Source organism: Flavobacterium sp. (assembly GCF_049318185.1).
Classification (GTDB): domain Bacteria; phylum Bacteroidota; class Bacteroidia; order Flavobacteriales; family Flavobacteriaceae; genus Flavobacterium.
The window spans coordinates 23608-49607 of the sequence record NZ_JBMOGV010000004.1 but is presented as its reverse complement, the minus strand read 5'-3'; the positions used below and the strand labels follow the sequence as shown (position 1 = coordinate 49607).

Sequence of the window (26000 nt, the reverse complement as noted above, 5' to 3'; positions counted from 1 at the left end):
GTGGAGTCGCCGAGAGTCGAACTCGGGTCCAAACAAGCAACTAAAGAGCTTTCTACACGTTTATTTTCTGATTGGGTTTTCGATATTTTGCTAGACCAGAAACAGCCACAAAACACTTAGCTTCTTAAATTTTCGTAACAGTCTCGTAGCGCAACTATTCTTAGGTTTATATTTACGATTTACCTATACCGACCGCCACAAACCAAAGCTTTCGAGGTAAATCCTGCTTTCCTACCTGGTAGGACGAGGCTAATCTTACTATTAATTCAGATTATGCAGCAAGAGCGTAGTTTCCTTCGCCGTTTATATTTTTGTACCTTTGGATTTACGAGCAAAAAGTACAATGCTCGACGTGCTTACTGTTCAATTCGACTTGCTGTCAAAACCAGTCGACCCCATTTTTCAGATTTTGATTTTCTGTTCTCAGTTTTCAAACAGAAAATCGAAACCTTACGGCAAAGATAAGCTATTTTAAAGCTGATGTCAAGAGTTTTATTCTTCCCCGTCCTCATGAAGTTTAAATGGATAATCACCAAAAAGTGAGGCTAACCTTTTCGTTTGATAGGTCTTTTTAGTAAACTTATTAGATAACGCAATAATGGATACTTTTTCTTTTCGCAGGGTTATGAATGAGGAAGTGTTGCCATGCCACCAACCATTATGATAATAGAAGGGTTCAACTTTTTCAAATTCAATCATCCGCACACCAAGACCATAATTGCGCAGTCCTTTACTTTCGTGGCTGTATCCTTGGTATACTTTTTTGAGTAACTTAGGGTTTAGGAAAAATGGGGAATAACGCGCTTTGTCAAATTTTAATAAATCTCTAGGCGTAGAATAAATATTTTTGTCGCCATATATGCCATCCAGATAATCTATACCGATTTCAACATTATTTCCTTTATAAGATGGCGCTATTATATCTTTATCTTTGGTGATATTAAATACAAAAGTATTGGTCATTTTTAGGGGATTAAATATCATCTCTTTCATGGCTTCTGGATATTTTAACCCAGTAATTTTTTCGATGATTAAAGCCAACATGGCATAGTTGGTATTGCAATAACTGAAACGAGTATCTGTTTTAGATTCTAAAGGAATTTGTTTATCTACCATCACCTTTACAATATCTTTATTAGTTAAGGTTTGTTTTTTATCCCAATTATTGTTTTCGTAAGTAAAATAAGAATAATTTTTCATTCCGCTTCTGTGGTTAAGTAGGGTTTGAATAGTAACATCAGGATAGGGAAAATTAGTAATAATGGTATTTACTTTTTGATTTAAGGATAGTCTTTTAGTATCTACCAACATCAAAATTGCAGTTGATGTTAAAACTTTACTTACAGAGGCAATATGAAGAGGGGTGTTTTTCGTTATGGATACATCTGTACTTCTATTAGCAAAGCCCAAATAGTTTTCATATATGATTTGACCATTTTTGGCTACCAAGAAGGCTACATTATCATTTTTCTCAGACCATGTTTTTTCAAAATATCGAGAAACTTCATATTTTTTTTCTTTGATGTAAGAATTGGATAATTTTGGTATTACTTCCTGTAGGGGTAGCATCACAGGTATTCCATTATTATTGACTTTAACAACGCTATTTTCATTTTTTTCTTGCTTTGTACAAGATGTTACTACTAATGTTGTGGCAAAAAATAATAATATGTAGCGGGTTATTTTGAAATACATTTTTAGTTTATTGGAAAACAAATATAAGTATTCAACAAGAGTATTAAACCATGTGGTTAGAAAGCTATCAACATGTTTTTCACAATTTATGGTATAGTTTTTTGTGACCTATTTAATGTCAATTAATGCTTTGTAAAAGATACTATTTTATTTTTTATAAAAAGTTTTGAAAACGTTTTCGTTACTACTACTTTTGATGCAAATAAAATACCTCATGAAGTTTGGAATTATAAAAGAAAGAAAGATACCGATTGACAGAAGAGTTGTTTTTACACCTCAGGAATTAGTAAGGTTACAACACAAATATCCAGATGCCGTGATAAAAGTAGAAAGCTCGGACATCCGTATTTTTAAAGATAAAGAATATACTGATTTAAATATTGAAGTTTCCGATGACATTATTGATTGTGATGTTTTCTTTGGCGTAAAAGAAATTCCGATAGATTACTTAATTCCCAATAAAAAGTATTTCTTCTTTTCGCATACTATCAAAAAACAACTGCATAATCGTGAATTGTTAAGGGCTATTTTAAAAAATAATATTGAATTATATGACCACGAAACCATAGTAGATTCAAGTAATAGAAGATTAATTGGTTTTGGTCGCTATGCCGGAATTGTGGGCGCTTATAATGGCTTTAGAGCATTTGGCATCAAATATGATTTATTCACTATTCCAAAAGCAGAAACATTACATAATAAAGAAGATCTGATTACACGATTGAAAAGACAAACCTTGCCCAATGTCAAAATTGTATTAACTGGGAATGGTAAAGTAGGAATGGGTGCTAAAGAAATCTTGGATGGCATGAAAGTAAAACAAGTTACCATTGATGATTTTCTAACAAAGATTTATTCGCAGCCAGTATATTGTCAAATAGATGTTTTAGACTATAATAAAAGATTTGAAGGACAAGTTTTAGATAATAATGATTTCTATAAAAATCCTAAAGACTACACTTCCAATTTTGAGCGTTTTACAAAAGTAGCCGATATCTTTATAGCAGGACATTTTCATGGTAATGACGCACCAGATATCCTAACACGTGACATGCTCAAAGCGCCAGATTGTAAAATAAAAGTAGTAGCAGATATTTCATGTGATGTTGATGGACCTATTGCTTGTACTATAAAAGCTTCTACTATTGTTGAACCATTTTTTGGTTATTTACCAAGTACAAATGAGGAAGTCCCTTTTACACATCCAGGTTCTATAATGGTTATGTCAGTAGATAATTTGCCATGTGAATTACCTAAAGACGCCAGCGAAGGATTTGGCGAAATGTTTATGGAACACGTTATCCCTGCTTTTTTTAATGGTGATAAGGATGGTATATTGCAGCGTGCCAAAATAAGTGAAAATGGAAAATTAACCCCACGATTTGCTTATCTTCAAGATTATGTTGATGGAAAATAATTCATGATTTGATAGTAAAGGATAACTATCTTTATTTTTGAATATTAATCTTTTAAGGATGTATATTAAATGAAACTAAAATTCACACTTTTACTTCTATTCTTTTTTGGAATGTTTTTGTCTTATTCTCAAAAGAAAAACAAACCCATAAATAATACTCCAAAAGAAATTTTTATTTCTGATTTGATTTCCAAAATGACGTTGGAAGAAAAATTAGGTCAGTTGAATTTGCCTACATCTGTTGATATTACAACTGGTCAAGTCAATAGTTCAAATGTTGCAAAAAATATCGAACAAGGAAAAGTGGGTGGATTATTCAACATCAAATCCATACAAAAAATAAAAGAAGTACAAAAAATTGCCGTAGAAAAAAGTCGATTAAAAATTCCATTACTTTTTGGAATGGATGTTATTCACGGATACGAAACTACATTCCCAATTCCGCTTGCATTATCGTGCACTTGGGATATGAACTTAATAAAAAGAAGTGCTCAAATTGCTGCTCAAGAAGCCAGTGCTGATGGTATCAATTGGACATTTTCGCCAATGGTCGATATTTCTCGTGATCCACGTTGGGGAAGAGTTTCAGAGGGTTCGGGCGAAGATCCTTATCTAGGAAGTCAAATAGCCAAAGCTATGGTTACTGGTTATCAAGGAGATGATTTATCTAAAAATAACACTATTTTATCGTGTGTAAAACATTTTGCCCTTTATGGTGCGCCAGAAGGTGGACGTGAGTACAATACGGTTGACATGAGCAAAATCAAAATGTACAACGATTATTTTCCTCCGTATAAAGCTGCAGTTGAAGCAGGAGCAGGTTCAGTAATGGCATCTTTCAATGAAGTTGATGGAATCCCAGCTTCAGCAAATAAATGGTTGATGACAGATGTTTTGAGAAAGCAATGGGGTTTTAAAGGATTTGTAGTTACTGATTATACTGCAATTATGGAAATGGAATATCATGGAATTGGCGATTTGCAAACTGTTTCTGCTTTAGCACTAAAGGCAGGAATTGAAATGGATATGGTAAGCGAGGGTTTTTTATATACATTACAAAAATCATTGAAAGAAGGAAAAGTTACTATCGAAGAAATAGACAATGCTGTTAAATTAATTTTAAACGCTAAATATGATTTAGGATTATTTCAAGATCCATTTAAATATTGTGATTTAAATAGAGCAAAAACAGAAATTTTCACACAATCAAATAGAGCGGAAGCTAGAAAAATTGCTTCTGAATCTATGGTTTTGTTAAAAAATAAAAATCAACTTTTACCTTTAAAAAAATCAGGAAAATTTGCTCTTATTGGTCCATTGGCTGATGCCAAAGAAAATATGGCTGGAACCTGGAGCGTAGCTACAAAACAAGAAAATTCGATATCAGTACTTGCTGGTCTCATAGAAGCCGTTGGAAATTCTGCTAAAATTTTATATGCTAAAGGCAGCAATCTTGACTATGATGCAGCTCTAGAAGAAAGAGCCACTATGTTCGGCAAAACCCTGCATAGAGACAAAAGGACTAAAGAAGAATTGTTGGATGAAGCTTTGACAATAGCTAATCAGTCAGATATTATTATTGCTGCACTTGGTGAATCTGCCGAATTAAGCGGTGAGTGTAGCAGCCGAACCAATCTCGAAATTCCGCAAGCTCAAAAATATTTATTACAAGCTTTATTAAAAACAGGAAAACCTGTTGTTTTAGTCTTATTTAACGGAAGACCATTAATTTTAAACCAAGAAAACGAAACAGTTCCTGCTATTCTAGACGTATGGTTTGCTGGGAGTGAAGCAGGTTTGGCTATTGCAGATGTTTTGTTTGGCAACGAAAATCCATCTGGAAAATTAACGACCACTTTTCCAAGAAGTATTGGTCAGGTGCCAATTTATTACAGCGCCAAAAACACAGGAAGACCACTAGGAAACAAAGAAGGTGTTTTTGAAAAATTCAAATCCAATTATATAGATGAACGCAACGAACCGCTATTTCCTTTCGGCTACGGATTGAGTTATACTACTTTTGAGTATTCAAATTTTAAAGTTTCTTCCACTAAAATGTTGGCATCAGAAACTTTAAAAGTAACTGTTGATATAACAAACACAGGAAATTTTGACGGAAAAGAAGTGGTACAGTTGTACATCAGAGATTTAGTTGGCACAGTTACACGTCCAATTAAAGAATTAAAAGGCTTTCAGAAAATAGCCCTTAAAAAAGGTAAAAAGGAAACCGTTACATTTGAAATTTCAGTTGAAGATTTAAAATTCTATAATTCAGATTTGGAGTTTGTTGCTGAACCTGGCGAATTTGAGATTTTTATTGGAAAAGATTCAAATGTGAGTACAAGCACAAAAATTGAGTTAGTTAAATAGATATTTTGATTATTTTTTAAAAACTCTTTAATTATTTAGCTAAATGAAAGCTTTTAATAATAATGGAGTAGGACCAAAAAGTGAAATTAAAAAGTAGAATAAATATCAAAATAAACATAAAAATTACATTTCAAATTACGACTTTTATAAATTAATTTAAAAACTAAAACAATTATAAATAACCAATACCAAACCAATCTATGAGTACATCAACAGCAAAGACCAATTGGGCACAATTTATTCCTTTAGTAACTGTTTTCTTCTTTTGGGGATTTGTTGCTGCCAGTAATGACATCTTAATTCCAGTTTTCAAAAAAGCATTTGATTTAACCCAAGGACAAAGTCAGTTGGTTTCAGTTGCTTTCTACGTTGCTTACACGGTAGGTTCAATCATTTATATGATTATTTCGTATTTGACAAAAGGAGATTTAATTAATAGAATTGGATATAAAAATTCTTTAGCTTTAGGATTAGTGATTTCGGCATTGGGAACATTATTATTTTATCCTGCAGCAAATATGCATTCATTTCCTTTAATGTTATCTGGATTGTTTACTGTGGCTTTAGGATTTTCTTTGCAACAAACGGTAGCCAACCCATTAGCAATTGCGTTAGGACCAATTACTACAGGTTCTCAACGATTAACATTAGCTGGCGGAATAAATAATTTAGGAACTACAATTGGACCGCTAATTGTGAGTTTTGCCATTTTCGGAGCTGCAACCTCTACCAATAACGAAATGAGTATTGAAAGTGTGAAAACACCTTATTTGGTATTAGGCGTTGCTTTTTTAATAGTAGCTGTTATGCTCAAAATGTCTTCAATTCCCGATAAGCCTGTAGCTGTTATTGAAGCTGAAGGTGATTCTAATGCAAGCCGCAGTTCGGCATTAAAATATCCTCAATTGATTTTAGGTATGATAGGAATCTTTGTTTATGTTGGGGTTGAAGTTTCTACAGCTGCAAATTTACCAGCTTATATGGAAAGTAAGTTAGGTTTTGCTATTGGCGATATTGCTCCTTACATATCTTTATATTGGGCGAGTTTAATGATTGGTCGTTGGACTGGTGCTGTTGAAGCTTTTACGGATGATATGAATAAACAAAAAGTACTTCGTTTTATTGCCCCTTATCTAGCATTTGGCGTTTTCTTATTTGTTAATGCTGTAGCAAAACATGATTTAACTTCTTTCTATATATACGGATTAATTATTTTAGTTTTAATTGCAGCTGATATGGCAAGCAAAGGAAATCCTGCTAGAATGTTACTTATATTTTCAGCTTTAGGAATTGTAGCTTTATTTACTGGGATGACAACAAGCGGCATGATAAGTGTTTATGCCTTTACTAGTGTTGGTTTATTTTGTAGCACACTTTGGCCTTGTATTTTTACTCTTGCCGTAAGCGGTTTAGGAAAAAATACTAGTCAAGGAAGTAGTTTTTTGATAATGATGATAATGGGTGGGGGTATTGTAGCCTGGCTACAAGGCGAAGTAGCTGGAAATATCGGTATTCAAAATAGCTATATTGTGGGTGTTTTTTGTTTTGCTTATTTAGTTTTCTATGCCTGGAAAGTGAACGCTATATTGAAAAAACAAGGAATCGATTTTGATAAAAAAGTTAGTAGCGGACATTAATCCTCTGATATTTATAAAATATAAAATCCCGCATCGTTTTTCACTTTGCGGGATTTTTTCATCAAAACCTAACCATTAATCTTTAACTAACCTAAATTATTTTCTTTCTTTATCATCTTCAACTTTTGCTTTCGTACCATCAGCTCTGTAATAGTAGAAATCGCTGTTATTATCATTATAGCTTGATGCTGCATAATTATAATCATCATAATGATTGTTATAGTTGTAGGTGTATCCAGAGTTATAATAACCTTTCACTCGTCCAATGGTATCAACAATTTCACCTCTTCGATTGTAGATAATTTGCATTCCTCCAATATGTGTTAATGCAAATCTGTTGTACCTCATATAAACACTTCCAATACGATTTACCCTATCTCTGCTATCATAATTGATAAATGTGTTACCAATACGTCTTACTCTACCAAAACTATCATATTCTATTCGAGTACCATAATTCATCGTTCTTCTTTCTTGACAATTTCCTCTTTTCCCGGTAGTTTTATAAAAGTAATAACCTTGACTGTCTTCCGGACGAGTATTAAAATCAAAATCTCCGTTAGGGAAAACGAAAAACTCAATACCTCTTTCCATAAATGAGATCGGTTCTTCAAACTTACAATTTGTTCTGAATTCTGATGCGTTTAGAATTCCACATGTAATTAAAACGCTTGCTACTAAAAAGGTAATTTTTTTCATGTTCTTTAAATTTATACGTTTCGCTTACAATTTCGATTTTCAGCTTCTTCGAACGGAAATCATTTCCGTTATTATCCCTATTTCAATTGGCGTGCCACAAAAGGTAAATTAGTTCTTAAGATTTGATTAAAAAGGTTTAAAGGCTTTGTTTTTTAAGTGTTTAGAAGAATGTTTTGTTTTATTGTAATTAATAAACAATTTCAAATATGTTATTTTATTGATTACATTTGTTATCTATTTTTGAATTTAAAAGAATTTGTAATATCAAATTATTAATGAAAAAACTACTCTTTTCATTTTTCTTATTGTTTTGCATTTCAAAGGGATATAGCCAAAATTATATTCCTTATTATGGTAGTATTGTTGATCAAGTCTCCTCCTTAAATATTCTCTCAAATTTAATTGAATTTGAAAATCTTGGTGTTAAGAGAAAAGGCACTATACCATTACAAAACACTCTAAATTGGCTTAAAGCTGAATACTTAAGTTACGGTTATACTGCAACACAAATGCAAGAATATAGTTTTATAAATGGTACGGCTACTTGTAAAAATTTGGTCGTTACAAAAGTTGGTACTCTTTATCCAAATACATTCATTATTATATGTGGTCATTATGATACCATAACCGGTAAAGGAACAAATGACAATGGGAGTGGAGTTGTTACTATTTTTGAAGTAGCAAGGTTGCTTCAAAATATCCCAACAGAATACTCTATAAAATTTATTAATTTCAGTGGAGAAGAAGATGGTTTAATTGGCAGTCAAAATTTTGTATCTAATGTTGTTAATGCTACTTCTCCAAAAATGGATATTAGACTTGTCTTTAATATTGATGAAGTTGGCGGAAGGGCTGATATGATCAATGATACAATTACTTGTGAAAGAGATACTGGTAGTCCAACTTCAAACAATGCTGACTCAAACACCATTACCAATGAATTAATAAAGTGTGTTGGATTATATTCTCCTTTGAATACTTTTTTATCTTATGCCTATGCTTCTGATTACATGCCTTTTGAAGATAACAGCGAAGTTATAACAGGTTTTTTTGAAAAAAATGAAACACCTCATAGACATACAGCAACTGATTTATTAATTAATATGGACCCAGTTTATGTTTATAATATTGCAAAAGCCGCAACTGGTGCCATGTTGCATTTTGCAAAAGCTAATACTTCAGAATTAAATAGTCAAATATTTGAAAATAATTATCAGGTAAGTTTTTATCCAAGTCCAGCGAAGGATTTTTTGAATATTAATTTAGGAAGTTTGACAGCTTTCAATTATTCTTTTTCTATTATAGATTTGCTAGGAAAAGTAGTTTTAAATAAACAATTTGAGGATCCTCATCAGATAGAAAAGGTTTCAATAGAAGGATTAGTTAAAGGAATGTATCTAGCTGTATTACAAACAAAAAATAAAAGAATTACTAAGAAAATTATAGTGGAGTGATTTGTGACTTTTATATCTTTTCTTTGAGATAAGTACCTGTAATTGATTTTTTGTTTTTTACAATATCTTCAGGAGTTCCCACAGCTAGTAATTGACCTCCGTTTTCACCGCCCTCTGGACCTAAATCAATAATCCAATCTGCACATTTTATTAAATCAAGGTTATGTTCAATTACTATAATTGAATGTCCTTTCTCAATTAGTGCGTCAAAAGAAGCTAAAAGTTTTTTGATATCATGAAAATGTAATCCTGTAGTTGGCTCATCAAAAACGAATAAAGCCTTTTCTTTTGTAACTCCTTTGACTAAAAAAGAGGCTAATTTTATACGTTGTGCTTCACCTCCAGAAAGGGTAGAAGAGGATTGTCCTAATTGGACATACCCTAAACCAACATCTTGCAATGGTTGTAATTTTTGAACGATTTTAGTTTGTTTGTTTTCCTTAAAAAAGGCTATGGCATCATCAATTATCATGGTTAGAATAGTATCAATATTCTTTCCTTCAAATGCTACTTCCAATACTTCTTTTTTGAAACGCTTTCCTCCACAAGTTTCACACGGCAATGAAACATCTGCCATGAAAACCATTTCTACATTAATAGAACCTTCTCCTTTACAGGTTTCACATCGTCCACCATCAACATTAAATGAAAAATGCTTGGCTTGATAGCCACGAACTTTTGATAGTTTTTCTTTAGCATATAAATCGCGAATATCATCATACGCTTTGATATAAGTAACAGGATTAGAACGTGAACTTCTTCCAATTGGGTTTTGATCGACATATTCGATATGTTTAATATGAGAAAAACTTCCAGTCATTTCAGTAAACTGCCCTGCTTTATCTCCAATTCCTTCGAGTTTTTTCTGCATGGCTGGAAAAAGAATTTTCTTTACTAACGTACTTTTACCACTTCCAGAAACTCCCGTTATTACGGTTAAACATTCTAAAGGAAATGATACATCTACATTTTGTAAATTATTTTCTCGTGCTCCTTTTATTTCGATAAAATTGTTAGATTTTCTTCTTTTTTTTGGAAAAGCAATTTCTAATTGACCGTTTAAATATTTTGCTGTTAATGATTCAGCTTGAAGTATTTCAGCATAATTACCTTCGGCAACTAGTTCACCACCAAAAGTTCCAGCTTCAGGACCAATATCTATAATTCTATCTGCCGCTTTCATAATATCTTCATCATGTTCAACTACTATGACTGTATTTCCTAAATCACGAAGATTTTTCAAAACTTTAATTAAACGTTCCGTGTCTTTCGGATGCAAACCAATACTAGGTTCATCAAGAATGTACATCGAACCTACCAAGCTACTTCCTAAAGATGTGGCTAAATTGATTCTTTGGGATTCTCCTCCAGACAGTGAAGCAGAATTTCTATTTAAGGTTAAATAATCTAATCCAACATCGCTTAGAAAGTTAAGTCTGTTTTTGATTTCAATTAAAAGTCGTTTGGCTACTTTCTGGTCATACTCAGAAAGTGATAGTTCATTAAAAAAAGGTAGTAATCGCTTTATAGACATATCCACTAATTCCGAAATGGTTTTACCATTTATAGTGATGTAATTAGCTTCTATACGTAGTCTTTTTCCTTTGCAGGTTGTACATTTTGTTTTGCCACGATAGCGCGACAACATTACACGATTTTGAATTTTATAGTTTTTTTCTTCTAGATCTTTAAAGAAATCATTTAAACCAGTAAAAAACTTATTTCCTTTCCAAGTAAGTTCTTTTTGCTCTTCTGAAAGCTCAAAATAAGGTTTATGAATTGGGAAATCAAATTTATAAGCATTGTTTACTAATTGATCTCTATACCAACTGATGCTTTCGCCTCTCCATGGAAAAATTGCATTTTCAAACACAGAAAGAGATGAATTTGGAATCACTAATTCGGTATCAATTCCTATTACATTACCATACCCTTCACAAGTTGGACAGGCACCATAAGGATTGTTAAAGCTAAACAGGTGAATATTTGGTTCTAAGAAAGTAATGCCATCTAATTCAAAGTTGGCACTGAAATTAAAACGTTTTTTAGTGTCTAATTCTTGTAAATAACAACTTCCTTTTCCTTCAAAAAAAGCAGTTTGAATTGCATCAGCTAATCGATTATAAAAGTCTTCTTCTTCTTTAACAATAATTCTGTCAATAATAAGTAAAATATCCTTTCCGTCTAGTGAATGTTGTTCAAGCTCATCCAAACGAACCACCTCGTTATTCATTAAAATACGTGAAAACCCTTGTTGCAATAGTACTTTTAGTTTGTCTTCAAGTTTTCGGCCAGTTTCTAGATGAATAGGCGATAGGAGTAACCATTTACTTTCTAAAGCAAATCCCTTTACCTTATTTATAACATCTGAAACCGTGTCTTTTTTAACTTCTTTACCAGAAACTGGAGAAAATGTTTTTCCTACACGAGCAAAAAGTAATTTTAAATAATCATAAATTTCAGTTGATGTTCCAACTGTTGAACGTGAATTAGTTGTATTCACTTTTTGTTCAATAGCAATAGCAGGTGCAATACCCTTGATGTATTCTACTTTGGGTTTGTCTAATCTACCTAAAAATTGTCTTGCGTAACTGGATAAGCTTTCAACATAGCGTCTTTGACCTTCGGCATACAATGTATCAAAAGCTAGACTCGATTTTCCTGAACCTGAAAGCCCTGTGATAACAACCAATTTATTTCTTGGTATGACTATGTCCAAATTCTTTAGATTATGGATTTGAGCACCTTTTATTAATATATTTTTTTTTGGTTCTAACGTAGCAATTTCTGAACTCTTCATAACAAAAAAATGATTGTTTGCAAATGTAATCAATTCTGTCTTTAATTATTTTGCTCTACATGGTAAACGCTTATGTATAATTGTTTATAAATTTTTTAAATAATTTAAAAAAAGCGTTCAATTTTTATGATTTATGTTATTTTTAATGGTTTATTGATTTATAATTTAAAGTGATTAAATATAATCACTACTGATTTTTATATTTTACCTCAACATTGACTTAACAAAAAAAAAATCCTTTAAATTTCTTTTGGCATCATTAATCTCTGAATAATACTAATATTAGATGCTATTATTTCTCATTTTTTATTTTTTCGTATTGTATAGTTTTTGTATGGTTAAAAATTAAAAATATTCAAGAATGATATTTTAAATTTGATTTAAACTTATTAAATTATATTATTATGAAAAAAATTATTTTCTTTTTATTATTAATGTTTTCTTCACTATCTTTTTCTCAGAATTTAGTAGTAAATGGTGATTTCCAAACAGGGTTAGTAGCTCCTTGGTATGGTAATGCTGCTAATGTTGTTGACTTGGATGTAGAGACTCTTAGTGGTGTTTATGTCAATCAAGCAAACGTAACTGCTACTGGACCTGCTTACAATGTTAACATAAGTCAAGAAATTCCTTTGGTTAATGGAAAAACTTACTTATTAACATTCGATGCATTTACTGATGCAGATACTAATTCAAGAACTATGATTGTAGGGCTTGGTCAAACTGGAGCACCTTATACTTCTTTGGAATCAACTCCATTATTAACAGCTACACTTCAAAGTTTTTCCTATCAATACACTATTAATTATGGTGAAGCTGTTCCTGATAGGGTAATTTTTGATATGGGTGCTGCTTTAGGATATGTGTTTATTGATAATGTTTCTGTAGTTGAAGTGGTTAATACTTGTAACAACGGTATTCTAGATGGAAATGAAACTGCTATAGATTGTGGTGGTTTTTGTCCTCCATGTGTTACACCTCCAACTGTGAATTCTCAGGTTCCACCAGCTAGGTTGCCTGCAGATGTTATTTCTATTTACAGTGACGCATACACAAGTATTTCTCCTATAAATTTAGATGCAGGATGGTGTAATGGTGGTAATCCTGGTGCTGTACAAGCTACAACAGCCGGTGGAGCTGCCAACAATGTGTTAGCCTACAAAGGTAATGCTTGTCAAGGAATTACTTTTCCTACAGCAACTCAAAATGTAGCGGGTTTTACTAATGTGCATGTTGACTTTTTTATTGCTTCTGGAACTAATTTAATTGGAAAGGTATTCAATTTAAAAATAATCCCTACTACAGGTGGTGGTCCAGCTGAAGTGGAAATTCCTATTGATATTAATGGTCTCTCTCCAGTTCCAGTTCCTGGTACATGGTATTCTTTCGATAGAGCTCTAACTCCTTCTCAACTTTCAAAGTTAGTGACTAATCCGATTATGCATGAATTTGGAGTTACAAGTAACTTGAATAATTTAGTATGGTACGATAATCTTTATATTTGGAAAGCTCCTTTGAGTACAAATGAGTTTGAAACAGGTTCTATTAAATTGTACCCTAATCCAGCAACCAATTTTTTAAATATTGAAGCAGCAATGTCTATTGAAAAAGTTTCAATTTACAACATTTTGGGTCAAGAAGTAATTTCAAAATCTTCAAATGCTGAATTAGTTACTCTTGATGTTTCTAGCTTACAAGCAGGAGTTTATATTGTAAAAACTTCTATAAGTGGAAACATTTCTTCAACAAGATTTATAAAAGAATAATATTAAGTTAACTAAGTTATGGAAAAAGGAATTTTCATATCATATGAATTTTCCTTTTTTTATTTTAAATAATAAATAAAAACGTTTTAATACATAAACATAAATAATAATCATGAAAAAAATTACTTCACTATTATTCCTATTGACTATTTCTCTAGGATTTGCTCAACAACAACAATACCTTTTTGATTTTGAACCAGGAACACCTTCTGGTGCTGCTACTAATTGGTTTACTTTTGACAATGGTTCACCCGCAGCTGAGATTGTTACAAATCCTGACCCTGACGGAGTAAACACTTCTGCAACAACTAAAGTTATGAAATGTGTCATGGGTCCTGAAAATGCCTTTTATGCTGGGGTTAATAACAGATGGCAAGATAGAGCATTTGGTACATGGAAAATTGATGCGGCAGTGTCAAGTAATTTAATTATTAGCATGGATATTAACAAAAATTATGTAGGAACTGTTGGTATCAAGATGGCAACAAATACTGGCGGTACGCCTTTTCAGATAACTGATCAAAATGTATCTAATAATGCTGTTAATGAGTGGGTAACGTTAACATGGACTATTCCTGCAATTCCACCTACTTTAGAGACTAATATTGCTCAATTTGTAGTTTTTGTCGATTGGAGAACTAATGATGCAGGTTCACTTTTAAGAGCTCCTGGTAGCACAATTTATATTGACAATATTAGATTTAATGCACAGAAACTTACTGATCCTCCAGTTCCAACCTGTACTGATGGTATTTTAAATGGGACTGAAACTGGTGTTGATTGTGGCGGTTCATGTCCAGCATGTATTCTAGACCCAATGGTTTCTGCACCAGCACCAAATATACCAGAAAGTGAAGTACTATCTGTATATAGTGACACATATTTAACTAATAAAGTTACTGGTTTTGTTTTCCAAGATTTCACTGGTAATGGACCAAATTCTCAAATTGATATAGAAAGTAATGGAAATCAAACAGCAAAGCTAACTAATCTAACTTTTTATGGTCCTCGTTTTGATTCTGTAAATTTAACTGAAGAAATTTCTGCCGGTGTTCCAAAATATAATTATGTACATTTTAATTACTATGCAACTACTACTAATAAAATCGAGTTTTTTGTTATAGATCCCCAAGCTCCTTGTTGCGGTAGTGCTAATGAACCAAGGTATACCATTAATAATACAGGTGGAAATGAGGTTTTGGTTCGTGGTCAGTGGAGAAGTGTATTTATTCCGCTATCTGTTTTTAGTAACTACCCTGTAGGAGGTGCTTCTTGGAATGGTACTCCTGTTACTCAAATACAGTATAAAGGAGGCATTTTGACTAGATAAATGCTATAATTTATTTTTAAAAAATAATTACTCTAAAAGTGTTGAGTACAAAACTATTTGATGTCAAAAGTGTTAAATTTTAAAATTTTATTTGTTTATAAAGAAAATATTATGCTATATTTGGCTATAATATAATCATATTTAACAGTCGCCTATACATTAAAACTACTTTTTAGAAAAAAAATCTCGTTTTTTAAATTAAACTAAAAGGTAATTTTATGGCAAAATTAGATCTCCCTGACGCTTTATTAGTTGATAAGTATGTTGCTGGTAACGAAGATGCACTTGCAATTTTGGTCAACAGACACCAATCAAAAATATATGGTTATATCTATTCCAAAGTATCTAATAGAGATATTACTGAAGATATATTTCAAGAAACTTTTTTTAAAGTAATTCATACTCTAAAATCAAAAAAATATTACAACGAAGAAGGTAAATTTTTATCATGGGTTTTGCGCATTGCAAGTAATCTAATTATTGATAAATTTCGTAACGACAAAAAAATGCCTTTAGATAGAGACACTGATGATTTGTCTGTTTTTTATAGAATTTCTGATAACTCACTAAATGTAGAGAAAAGATTAATTAAAGAACAAATAAATATTGACTTGAAAGCAATTATAGAAAAGCTTCCTCACGACCAAAAAGAGGTGATAATGATGCGTTATTTTTTAGATATGAGTTTTAAAGAAATAGCTGATTTTACGGGTGTTAGCGTTAATACAACTTTAGGAAGAATGCGTTATGCTATAACTAATTTAAGAAAAGTGATAGATAAAAATAAAATTTATTTACCAACTTAAACAATAAAACATTTTTTTTTGCGTTACTATATAAAGAATCAAACTAAATGGATTATTTATATGGCAAAACTTTACTCTAAAAAAAATTTAGCAAAAAAAACAATGTTACCAAAAAAAGAAACGATACGATTATTACTTCAATATTCTTGTGCATTGAGTATTATTAAAGTAGGTAGTATGAACTTCGAAACTTTTGCTAATTAGTAAATATCCCGATAAATCATCGGGATATTTTTTTATAATACTCATTTAAAACCGTTGTTCTTCCAATAGTTTTGGTGATAATATCTTTATCTAAATCCCAACCACGCGCTGGTGAATATTCTCTTCCATACCAAATAATTTGAAGATGCAAATTATTCCATAGTTCTTTTGGAAATATAGCTTTAGCATCTTTCTCGGTTTGTTTTACATTCTTGCCATTTGTTAAATTCCAACGATACATTAAACGATGAATATGAGTATCTACAGGAAATGCTGGCACACCAAATGCTTGTGACATGACTACACTTGCTGTTTTATGACCAACAGCTGGTAATCTTTCTAAAGCTTCAAAAGATTGGGGTACTTGGCCATTATGTTCATTTATTAAAATCTCAGATAAGCCATGTATTCCCTTCGACTTCATCGGTGATAATCCACAAGGGCGAATAATTTCCTTGATTTCCTCAATAGTCAGTTTTATCATATCATGCGGGTTATCAGCTTTAGCAAATAGGAGCGGAGTAATTTGATTAACACGAACATCAGTGCATTGAGCAGAGAGTAATACAGCTATCAATAAAGTATAGGGGTCTTTGTGATCAAGAGGTATAGGGATTTCTGGATAAAAATCTTTTAACGTATTTATAACAAATGTTGCACGTTCGTGTTTGGTCATTTTTGTATTTTTATATTTTGAAACAAATAACTTGATACAAAGTTAGACTTTAAACTATTTAAACAAAAATAAAATGAAAACATTAAAAAAAGGAGATAAAGCTCCTAGTTTTTCTGGAAAAGATCAAGACGGTAACATTCACACTTTAACTGATTATAAAGGTAAAAAGTTAGTGGTATTTTTTTATCCAAAAGCTAACACTCCAGGTTGTACTGCAGAGGCTTGTGATTTAAGAGATAATTTTGAAAGATTTAAGATCAATAATTATGCTCTACTAGGTGTAAGTGCAGATAATGCAAAGGCACAGGCTAATTTTAAAAATAAATTTGAGTTTCCTTTCCCTTTGTTAGCTGATGAAGACAAGTCAGTTATTCAAGCGTTTGGAGTTTGGGGACCAAAAAAATTCATGGGAAAAGAATATGATGGTATTCATAGAACAACATTTGTCATAAACGAAGAAGGTGTTATAGATGAAGTTATTACAGAGGTAAAAACAAAAAATCACGCTGCACAAATTTTGAAATAATTGTAATAAATAAGAAAAGCCAAGATATCTTGGCTTTTCTTATTATATTTTTTGCAGTACTTTATTAGGATCATAACCAAATAAATGGTGTTGTTTTATGATTTCACTAATACCATCGGGTAACAATTTTTCCCAACCAGGTGCACCGCTGCTAATCATTTTTAATACTTCTCTAGAGAAGATTTTTAGGTGTTCTTTATCAAAATCAGTTATATCAACTACTTTACCGTTATAAGCAAAGAATTTATACAATTCTTTCATACGTGGGTGTACTTTCAAGTTTTGAGAAGTGATGATATCGCCGTTTTCATCTTCCATTGGATACAAGAAAACTTTTAAATCACGATAGAATAATTTTCCAAACGCCTCTAATATTCCACCACTTAAGTGACGGTAATATTTTTCGTCAAAAATATCTACCAAATTATTTACTCCCATGGCTAATCCCATACGTGCTTTGGTATAACTAGAGAAATACTCAACTACTTTGTAGTATTCTTGGAAATTTGATATCATTACTGTTTGACCTAGGGAACATAAAAGTTCAGCTCTGTCCATAAAATCTCTTTCATCAATTTCTCCTTCAGAACGCAAGTTGGATAAGGTAATTTCAAAAATTACTAAAGCATTATCTTTTTCAACTTTACTTTCATCTAGAAACATCTTTAAAGATTTTTCATACATGTCCATATTCACCTGAGTTACTGGTCTAAAACTTCCTCTCAAGGCCAGTATGTTTTTCTTGTATAAAATGGCAGCAGGCAATATGTTCTTTCCATCTGGACCAAACATTACTGCATCGGTCATACCATTTTTAACTAATTGTAAACTCATCAATCGATTGTCCACATTTTCAAATCGTGGACCAGAAAAGTTTATGGTATCAATTTCTAATTGGTCTTTATCTAAATGATCATATAAATAACGAAGTAACTTTTTTGGGTCATTATACTTATAAAAGGCACCATAAATTAAGTTAACACCTAATATACCTAATGTTTCTTGTTGTAATTTAGCGTCGGTCTCTTTAAACCGAATGTGAAGTGTGATTTCATTATATTCTTCATCTGGTTCTACTTGGTATTTTATTCCAACCCAACCGTGACCTTTAAATTGTTTAGCAAAATCAATTGTAGCAACGGTATTAGCATAACTAAAAAATATTTTATTAGGATGTTTTTCTCGGTCTAAACGCTTTTCAATTAAATCAACTTCATGCGTCAGCATTTTTTTTAATCGACTTTCGGTTACATAACGACCATCTTCTTCTACACCATAAATGGCATCACTAAAATCTTTATCATAGGCTGACATTGCTTTTGCAATAGTTCCAGAAGAGCCGCCCGATCTAAAAAAATGTCTTACTGTTTCTTGACCAGCGCCAATCTCAGCAAAAGTTCCGTAAATATTATCATTTAGGTTTATACGCAAAGCTTTGTCCTTTATTGCAGGAATCTGTTCTATTGCTTTATCGCCTTTAATTTTGATGTTTGACACAATATTGTCCATTGTAGGATTAAGTATACTTTGCAAAGTTAACAAAATTGGCATTTTATTAAAAGATAATTTAACCTATTTTTGTAATTAATAAATTTTAAAGTTAATCTTTAGATTTATTCACTTTATAAACCATGCTACTATGCAAATATATTTTCTAGGAACTGGCACATCACAAGGTATTCCAGTTATAGGTAGCGATCATCCTGTCTGTAAAAGTTCTGACTCTAGAGATAAACGTTTGAGAGTTTCTGTATGGGTTACATGGGAGAATAATTCAGTGGTTATAGATTGTGGACCCGATTTTAGACAACAAATGTTGATTTCGGAATGCACAAAACTAGATGCTATCCTTTTTACTCATGAACATGCCGATCATACGTCAGGTCTAGATGATATAAGACCCTTTTTCTTTAAACAAAAAAAAGATATTCCAATTTATGCTCACACTAGAGTAATTGAGAATTTAAAAAAACGCTTTGACTATATTTTTGAATCTGAAAATAAATATCCAGGAGCTCCAGATGTAAAAGTTTTTGAGGTATATAATAATCAAGATTTTAGTATCAATAATACTACTATTATACCAATCAACGCTAATCATGGAAACCTACAAGTTTTCGGTTATAGAATTCAGAATTTTGCATATTTAACGGATGTAAAATTAATAGAAGTTACTGAATTAGAAAAGTTAAAAAACGTGAAGGTATTGGTAGTAAATGCTTTGCGGGAAGAACCACACCATTCTCATTTTAGTTTGCAAGAAGCATTAGATTTTATACATTTGGTAAAACCAGAGGTTGCCTATTTAACTCATATTAGTCATCTTCTAGGTTTTCACAAGGAAGTACAAAAAAAGTTGCCAGAGAATGTTTTTTTGGCCTATGACAATTTGAAAATTATAATTTAAAAATGAAAAAATCATTATTTCTTTACCTGTTCATTATTGCTCTTTTAATGAATATTTATACCTATAAATATTTCACTGCTAAAGAAGCGGGAGAACTAAAACCATTGACCGAATCAAATAAAAAGTTGAAGGATAGCATCACAAATTTATCGAACAAATTGTACGATGCAGATTATTTCTCTTTAGAATATAATGATAGAGCTCAAAACTATTTAAATCAAAATGATTTAAAAGCTTTTGATGAAAAAGTAAAACAAGCATTATTAACTTTCAACGATGATGTAGAAGGCAATAAATATACTGATCAAGTAAAAATGGGTGAACAAAAATTCATTATCAATAAAATAAAATTGCTCAACCATCGATGGATAATAGCTGACTATAGTAATGGTAAACTATGGGGAGAAGCGATACTTAAGTATTTTGTAAACGATGACCAAACCATTTCTTTTGAAGTAGTAAGTACTTATTTATACCCTGAAGAATTGAATTAATAATTTTATAAATTGTAATAAAAATAACCTTATAGTTTTAGTTTTTAGTATTTATTTTTTAAATAAATATCCTAAATAGTGTCTAACTTTTTTGACAGTTTTATTTAAAGAGCTTTCTTGTTTTATAATTGTAACCAATTTTTAAAATCAAAGAAATTCTGTGGTGCCACACCATGTCCTACAGGATATTCTTTATATACAATTTCGATACCTAAACTTTCAAAAACAGGAATTGATTTACGAGACCATGCTATAGGAATAACTTGATCTACAATGCCATGAGAAGCAAAGATTTTTAAAGAGCTAAAATCATTTTCTTTATAATCATCAACAGCAATTTCAGTGTTTAGATAGCCACTCATAGCAACCACTCTTTGAACTTTTTCAGGATATGACAAGGCTACGGCATAACTCAAAATACTTCCTTGACTGAAACCAATTAGTGTAACATTAGTAGCGTCAATATTATAATTTGAAACCAATTCATCTATGAAGTCGGCAATAATATCTCGAGAAGTTCTAGCTTGACTAATGTCTGAAAACTTATTTTCATCTGCATCAAAATTTATGGCATACCAAGCATAACAACCATGCATCATATCAAAGGGTGCACGAGCAGAAATAACATAAAATTCGTCAGGTAGTTCAGTAGTAAATGAAAACAAATCTTCTTCATTACTACCGTAGCCATGCAGCAATAGGAGTAAAGGGTTTTTGTCTTTCTTTATTTTCGGTTCTCTAACGATATGATGTAACGATAAATTCATTATAAACTTTTGAACGTTTTTTGAAAAAAATGACCTAATAAAGGTATAGGAGTAGTTTTTCCTGTAGCGGCAGTAAATAAACCGTACATTGAAAGTACTAAAATAAAAATCCACATCGATGAAGCCAAATAAATACTCTCAAAAAAGCTAATAGAAACACCTAGTAAAATGAAAGTTATTGTTAGTCCTATACCTTGTCTAATGTGAAATGAAGCAAATTTATTTTTATTTTCTGAATTCATCGAAAGCGCAATCAAAACTCCTATTAATAAAATATAACTAGTAATAGCTATTGATTTACCTTCGCTTATAGTTTTTTTATCCATTGATGATTAATTTTCCGTTACAATAAATTCCAATTACTTTTCCCTTCATTTTTTGTCCTAGGAAAGCAGAATTCTTCGATTTTGAGAGTATGTTATCTTTAGTAAAAGTCCAAGTATCTTCAGTAGAAAATAAAGTTATATTTGCTTTGTTTTTTTTATTAATGCTTTCATTTTTAATAGCAAAAATACTTTTACCTAAAGTTAATTTTTCTATAATTTTATCTAATGGCAAGACAGTTAACAACGCACCAAAAGCACTTTCTAATCCTATTGTTCCAGTCTTTGCCAAATCAAATTCCATTTTCTTATGTTCAATATCAATCGGATTATGATCACTAGTAATGCAATCAATGGTATTGTCCAAAACTCCTTCGAGCAAAGCTTTTCTATCTGTTTCTGTTCTTAAAGGAGGAGATGTCTTATAACGTGTATCAAAACCGTCTAGTTTTTCATCAGTCATCACTAAATGATGCACAGCAACACTACAAGTTACTTGCAAACCTTTAACTTTTGCTTCTCTTATCAAAGCAACCGATTTGGCTGAAGATATAGTAGGTATATGCATTTTACCTCCAGTATATTCCAATAAGAATAAATTACGGGCAACTATAAGTTCTTCGGCTAAATTAGGTATGCCTTTCAATCCTAATCTAGTAGAAACAAAACCTTCATTGGCAACACCATTCCCTTTGATGTTATCATCTTGACTAAAAGCCAAAACTAAGCCATCAAAATCTTGTACATATTGTAGTCCAATTTTTAACAAATTAGCATTTGCTATACTCTTACCATAATCACCAAAAGCCACAGCACCAGCATTTTTCATGTCAAATAGTTCGGCTAAATCTTTGCCTTCACTTTCTTTAGTTAGTGCGCCAATCGGATATAATTCAGTAGCAGAATTAGCAGCTTTTTGTTTAACAAAATGTATTTGCGATTGATTATCAATGATAGGATAGGAGTTGGGTTGTAATGCAATGCCTGTAAATCCGCTTTTGGCAGCAACTTCCAATCCATTTGCTATGGTTTCTCTATCTTCAAGTCCTGGTTCACCAAGTGAAACACTAGTATCAAACCAACCTTGTGACACATGTAAGCCATCCTTTCGGAACTCTTGGTGCGTTGTGTTGTTTGTGATTGATTTATCAATTGCCTCAATAATTCCATTGGTTATTTTAATATCAACAGTTTGCAGATGATAAAGACTCTGTGGGTCTATAATTGTGGCTTGTTTAATGATTATATTCATTTTACAAATTTTAGAATGAGTAGCTCTAGTAGTATAAAGAGTAAGGTTAGCATCACAAACCATTTCCAGATTTGTGTATCGGTTCTATCGGTTTGAATAGTGTTAAATACCGTTTCTATATCGTCAATTTTTTTGAAATTAGCAGCTATATCATTATTAACTAATCCAATATTACTTTCGGTTCTAATATAATTAAAACTTATGTTCTGCACTAAATTAGCTCCGTTAAAGATACCAAAATTTCCAGCATCAGTTGGGTTATCATTAAATGTCATTTTTACTTTGGTATTTAATAACTGTTGTACTGGAATAAAACTTTCTGTTTTGTTCTTTACACTAAGAATTTCATCTTTTGACAACAAAGCATCCACAACAAAAGGTTGATTTTCACCAATCACTAATGCATTAACTCCAGTCTTTTGAGAATTTTGTGCCATTTTGTAAAAGGTGGGCACAATTAAAGGCGAATTTTGGAAATTACTATTAGTTTTATTGATAGGTGCTGCAAAAAGATAAACTGAGGACAACGGATTTGCTACTGAAGTCAAAAAAGCACTAAGGTCTTCATAACTCAATATGGTAGGCGAGGAGCTATTGATGCCAAAAGAATTTTTAGTTGATGGATATTGAAAGTTATCTATTTTCTTTTCAAAAACGGTATTGAAGAGTGGATGATTAAAATTAATTTTAGTTACTTTCTTATCTCCAGTTGTAATTGCTTTTAATTGAATAGCGCCAAAATTAGCCAAGAATTCATTCGTTTTGGTAACATTAGTATTTTCTCCTGGAATAATAACCATGTTACCGCCTTTGGACACAAAGGACTTTAATGTGGTTTGTAACGCTTGAGGAATGTCTGACAGTTCATTCAAGACTATTGCATCTTGTTTTTCAATTAAGTTATAATCCAAGTTCGTTAAAGGGAAGTTGTTATAAGCAAACTCATCACTAGTATATATCTTAGCTAAGAAGTTACTTTTGTCAGTATTGCCAATGCTAATAATATTCGTTTTATTGGGTTTAGATATAGTAAAGAAATACGTATTATCATAAGCTAATCCTTTATCGTTCAAAGTAACATAGCCGTGAAAACTTTGCTTAGGAATAGTAAAGTTTACAGTTTTAGAATTGATCTCAAAGCTAAGCATTGTCTTTGCTGTTAGTTTATTGTTATTGTAAAGTGCTATCGGAATATCTTTGAAGTCCTCACCATTAGCAGAAATTTTCACTCCAATTTCATAAAAACTATCTAAGGTTTGTTTAATCAAAACGCTATCAATCGCAATGTTGTTCTTTTGCTCCGCTTTTGGAATAACAAAATATACATTGTCTTCTTTTCTGAAACTTTTGCTATGATTGGTTTTTAGTCCCACGGCATCAGTTATGACAACTATGTCCTTATTGAAAGCCGATTTTCTAGCATTCACTTTAGCAATCAAATTATCTAATCTAAAGGGTGTGGCGCTATATTTCAGGTCTTGCAAATCCTTTTGTAAAGTTTTGATATCCGTATTCCAGTAGTTATCGGAAATGGTGATTAGAGAAAAGTTCTGTGCTTCGGGTGTGTGTTCTAGTAAGTCTTGCACTGCTCGTTTCAGCAATTCTCCTTTCTTACCTTTGGCTTGCATACTAAAGGAATTGTCCAATATGATATACATTTCATTTGAGTTTTTCTTGCTTTCCTTAGCAGAGAAAATAGGTTGGGCAAAGGCAAAAACCAGACAGGCTAGGAGTAATAAACGAGTGAAAAGCAACAACCATTTTTTGATGGTTGAGCTCTTTCGGGTTTGAATTGATAATTCTTTAAGGAATTGTACGTTGGTAAAATATTCTTTCTTAAAACGTCGTAATTGAAATAAATGCACCAAAATTGGTAGTACCAATAAAAATAAGAAATATAGAATTTCTGGATGTTTAAATTGCATTTATTTAAAATTTATCAAAAATAGCAATCAATTGTCAATTATCAATTATCAATTATCAATTATTTCTTCTTTCGCTTCGCTGCTCTATTTTTTAAGATGTTTCTATTGACAGAAGTCCCAGTCTTTTTTTTAGTTTTCGATGGACCACCAAGATTCACTTTCTTGTTCTTTTCTATCTTTTCATGAAACGAAGCACCACCTTCCAGTTTAGGCTTTTTCAGTAAGAACTTCATTTGTTGTTTTTTGTCTTTTTCAAATTCTAACAAACGTATTGCCACTTCTACAGTAGCTGGTAGAGGCAGAAACGTAAGCTCTTTTTCCATTAGTAATTCTGCCTCAATCATTATTTCTTCCTCTCTTGGACTAATTAAACTAATCGCAATCCCTGATTTGTCAGCACGACCGGTTCTACCGATACGGTGAATGTATTGTTCTGGAATTTCAGAAAACTCTACATTGATTACATGTGTAATGTCAGAAATGTCTAACCCTCTCGCCATAACATCTGTAGTCACTATACCTCTGATTTCTCCTGCTTGAAACGAGGACATAGTTTGCAAACGATAGTTTTGCGATTTGTTAGAGTGTATTGTTCCAAATTGCTCTGGATAGAACTCTTCAATCTTATCCGCTAGTAAATCGGCTGTCTTTTTATTGTTGACAAAAAGTAATACTCTTTCAAAATCTTCTTGTTTAAGCAAGTCAAGAATAAGGTTTACTTTCGTCAAGAAGTTAGGAACTTTATAGCCCAATTGTTCTATTTGATTAAGAGGCGTTCCACTTGGTGCTAAAGAAACTTCTTCAGGGAAATCAAAATACTCTTCGAGCATTTCATCTACTTCATCAGTCATAGTAGCTGAGAAAAGAATGTTCTGTCGCTTATTTTTAAGCATAGTCAATATAGAAGTCACTTGGGTACGAAATCCAAGGTTCAGTATCTCGTCAAATTCGTCTATTACCAGTTTCTGTAAACTATCAAACCGAATAACATTATCGAGTGTTAAGTCCATCACACGTCCAGGTGTTCCTACTAGTACATCTATCCCTTCATAAACGGCTTTCTTTTGAGTATTTATGTTTACACCGCCATAGACTCCTAAGGTTCGTACCGACATGAATTCCGTAAGTTTTTCAACCTCAGCAGCTACTTGTACAACTAATTCTCTTGTTGGTACTAGTATCATAACACGTGGCGTGTCTGTAGCGACAAACTTCCATTGTTTTAGGATTGGTAATAAGTAGGCAAAGGTTTTACCCGTTCCTGTTTGTGCAATCCCCATCATATCGCGACCCGACATAATCACCGAAAAGGATTTCTCCTGTATCGGAGTTGGGGTGGTAAGCCCAAGGTTATCAATGGCTTTTTGTAATGATTTTGGAAGGTTAAACTGCTCGAAAGTGCCCATTAAATTCTTTAATTTGCCCCAAAGGTAATGAATTCAAAATTAGGAT

21 protein-coding genes and 1 other RNA gene are annotated in these 26000 nt (G+C 31.9%); 11 read left to right on the top strand and 11 right to left on the bottom strand.

Features of this window, described 5'->3' with window-relative positions; genetic code table 11:
• Nucleotides 1–397: a transfer-messenger RNA gene (ssrA, locus tag ACOYLT_RS00975) on the bottom strand; the annotation flags it as partial.
• A gap of 95 nt (nt 398–492) precedes the next feature.
• Complete coding sequence (locus ACOYLT_RS00970; RefSeq protein ID WP_422851964.1) at nt 493–1695, bottom strand: serine hydrolase domain-containing protein; 1203 nt, start codon at nt 1693–1695, stop codon at nt 493–495.
• Between the two features lie 214 nt (nt 1696–1909).
• Here ACOYLT_RS00970 and ACOYLT_RS00965 point away from each other — a divergent pair, with 214 nt between their 5' ends.
• From ACOYLT_RS00965 to ACOYLT_RS00955, 3 genes are all read left to right on the top strand, one after another.
• Nucleotides 1910–3112 (top strand): NAD(P)-dependent oxidoreductase, encoded by a 1203-nt coding sequence (locus ACOYLT_RS00965; protein WP_422851963.1) that lies wholly within the window; start codon nt 1910–1912, stop codon nt 3110–3112.
• Nucleotides 3113–3181: 69 nt separating this feature from the next.
• Complete coding sequence (bglX, locus tag ACOYLT_RS00960; protein ID WP_422851962.1) at nt 3182–5482, top strand: beta-glucosidase BglX; 2301 nt, start codon at nt 3182–3184, stop codon at nt 5480–5482.
• Between the two features lie 200 nt (nt 5483–5682).
• Complete coding sequence (locus ACOYLT_RS00955) at nt 5683–7119, top strand: MFS transporter (protein ID WP_422851961.1); 1437 nt, start codon at nt 5683–5685, stop codon at nt 7117–7119.
• 96 nt (nt 7120–7215) lie between these two features.
• Here ACOYLT_RS00955 and ACOYLT_RS00950 read toward each other — a convergent pair whose 3' ends face one another.
• Complete coding sequence (locus ACOYLT_RS00950; protein ID WP_422851960.1) at nt 7216–7818, bottom strand: hypothetical protein; 603 nt, start codon at nt 7816–7818, stop codon at nt 7216–7218.
• Nucleotides 7819–8093: 275 nt separating this feature from the next.
• Between ACOYLT_RS00950 and ACOYLT_RS00945 the strand changes: the two genes are divergently transcribed.
• Nucleotides 8094–9272: a M28 family peptidase gene (locus ACOYLT_RS00945; protein ID WP_422851959.1), complete on the top strand. Its 1179-nt coding sequence runs from the start codon at nt 8094–8096 to the stop codon at nt 9270–9272.
• 10 nt (nt 9273–9282) lie between these two features.
• Here the strand turns inward: ACOYLT_RS00945 and uvrA are convergent, their stop codons facing one another.
• Nucleotides 9283–12072, bottom strand: a complete 2790-nt coding sequence (uvrA, locus tag ACOYLT_RS00940; RefSeq protein WP_422851958.1) for an excinuclease ABC subunit UvrA — start codon at nt 12070–12072, stop codon at nt 9283–9285.
• A 404-nt stretch (nt 12073–12476) separates the two neighbouring features.
• On the opposite strand from uvrA, the gene ACOYLT_RS00935 reads away from it, so the two are divergent.
• The 4 genes from ACOYLT_RS00935 to ACOYLT_RS00920 all read left to right on the top strand — a co-directional run bounded on the left by ACOYLT_RS00935 (nt 12477) and on the right by ACOYLT_RS00920 (nt 16178).
• Nucleotides 12477–13838, top strand: a complete 1362-nt coding sequence (locus ACOYLT_RS00935; protein ID WP_422851957.1) for a T9SS type A sorting domain-containing protein — start codon at nt 12477–12479, stop codon at nt 13836–13838.
• Nucleotides 13839–13950: 112 nt separating this feature from the next.
• Nucleotides 13951–15168: a hypothetical protein gene (locus ACOYLT_RS00930; RefSeq protein ID WP_422851956.1), complete on the top strand. Its 1218-nt coding sequence runs from the start codon at nt 13951–13953 to the stop codon at nt 15166–15168.
• Between the two features lie 218 nt (nt 15169–15386).
• Complete coding sequence (locus tag ACOYLT_RS00925; protein ID WP_422851955.1) at nt 15387–15974, top strand: RNA polymerase sigma factor; 588 nt, start codon at nt 15387–15389, stop codon at nt 15972–15974.
• A 60-nt stretch (nt 15975–16034) separates the two neighbouring features.
• Entirely contained in the window at nt 16035–16178 is a 144-nt protein-coding gene (locus ACOYLT_RS00920) for a hypothetical protein (RefSeq protein ID WP_422851954.1), read from the top strand.
• A gap of 16 nt (nt 16179–16194) precedes the next feature.
• On the opposite strand, the gene ACOYLT_RS00915 is transcribed toward ACOYLT_RS00920, so the two are convergent.
• Nucleotides 16195–16854, bottom strand: a complete 660-nt coding sequence (locus ACOYLT_RS00915; protein ID WP_422851953.1) for an endonuclease III domain-containing protein — start codon at nt 16852–16854, stop codon at nt 16195–16197.
• Nucleotides 16855–16927: 73 nt separating this feature from the next.
• Between ACOYLT_RS00915 and bcp the strand changes: the two genes are divergently transcribed.
• The gene (gene bcp, locus ACOYLT_RS00910) at nt 16928–17380 is read left to right on the top strand and encodes a thioredoxin-dependent thiol peroxidase (RefSeq protein ID WP_422851952.1); all 453 of its coding nucleotides are present in this window, start codon (nt 16928–16930) and stop codon (nt 17378–17380) included.
• Nucleotides 17381–17422: 42 nt separating this feature from the next.
• Here bcp and ACOYLT_RS00905 read toward each other — a convergent pair whose 3' ends face one another.
• Nucleotides 17423–18889: a TonB-dependent receptor gene (locus ACOYLT_RS00905; protein ID WP_422851966.1), complete on the bottom strand. Its 1467-nt coding sequence runs from the start codon at nt 18887–18889 to the stop codon at nt 17423–17425.
• A 130-nt stretch (nt 18890–19019) separates the two neighbouring features.
• On the opposite strand from ACOYLT_RS00905, the gene ACOYLT_RS00900 reads away from it, so the two are divergent.
• Complete coding sequence (locus ACOYLT_RS00900) at nt 19020–19787, top strand: MBL fold metallo-hydrolase (protein ID WP_422851951.1); 768 nt, start codon at nt 19020–19022, stop codon at nt 19785–19787.
• 2 nt (nt 19788–19789) lie between these two features.
• Nucleotides 19790–20281 carry a hypothetical protein gene (locus ACOYLT_RS00895; RefSeq protein WP_422851950.1) on the top strand — a complete coding sequence of 164 codons (492 nt, stop codon included), beginning with the start codon at nt 19790–19792 and terminating at the stop codon, nt 20279–20281.
• 122 nt (nt 20282–20403) lie between these two features.
• Here ACOYLT_RS00895 and ACOYLT_RS00890 read toward each other — a convergent pair whose 3' ends face one another.
• Genes ACOYLT_RS00890 through ACOYLT_RS00870 form a run of 5 tightly spaced genes read right to left on the bottom strand, consistent with a single transcriptional unit; the run spans nt 20404 to nt 25954 of the window.
• The gene (locus ACOYLT_RS00890) at nt 20404–21048 is read right to left on the bottom strand and encodes an alpha/beta hydrolase (RefSeq protein ID WP_422851949.1); all 645 of its coding nucleotides are present in this window, start codon (nt 21046–21048) and stop codon (nt 20404–20406) included.
• Nucleotides 21048–21374 (bottom strand): hypothetical protein, encoded by a 327-nt coding sequence (locus ACOYLT_RS00885; protein ID WP_422851948.1) that lies wholly within the window; start codon nt 21372–21374, stop codon nt 21048–21050. The genes ACOYLT_RS00890 and ACOYLT_RS00885 overlap by 1 nt, the downstream gene beginning before the upstream one ends.
• Nucleotides 21367–22623, bottom strand: a complete 1257-nt coding sequence (locus tag ACOYLT_RS00880; RefSeq protein WP_422851947.1) for a dihydroorotase — start codon at nt 22621–22623, stop codon at nt 21367–21369. Before ACOYLT_RS00880 ends, ACOYLT_RS00885 begins: the two co-directional genes overlap by 8 nt.
• Entirely contained in the window at nt 22620–24548 is a 1929-nt protein-coding gene (locus ACOYLT_RS00875) for a vWA domain-containing protein (protein WP_422851946.1), read from the bottom strand. Before ACOYLT_RS00875 ends, ACOYLT_RS00880 begins: the two co-directional genes overlap by 4 nt.
• A 59-nt stretch (nt 24549–24607) precedes the next feature.
• A complete protein-coding gene (locus ACOYLT_RS00870; protein ID WP_422851945.1) occupies nt 24608–25954 on the bottom strand; it encodes a DEAD/DEAH box helicase in 1347 nt (448 codons plus the stop codon).
• Nucleotides 25955–26000 lie beyond the last annotated feature (46 nt).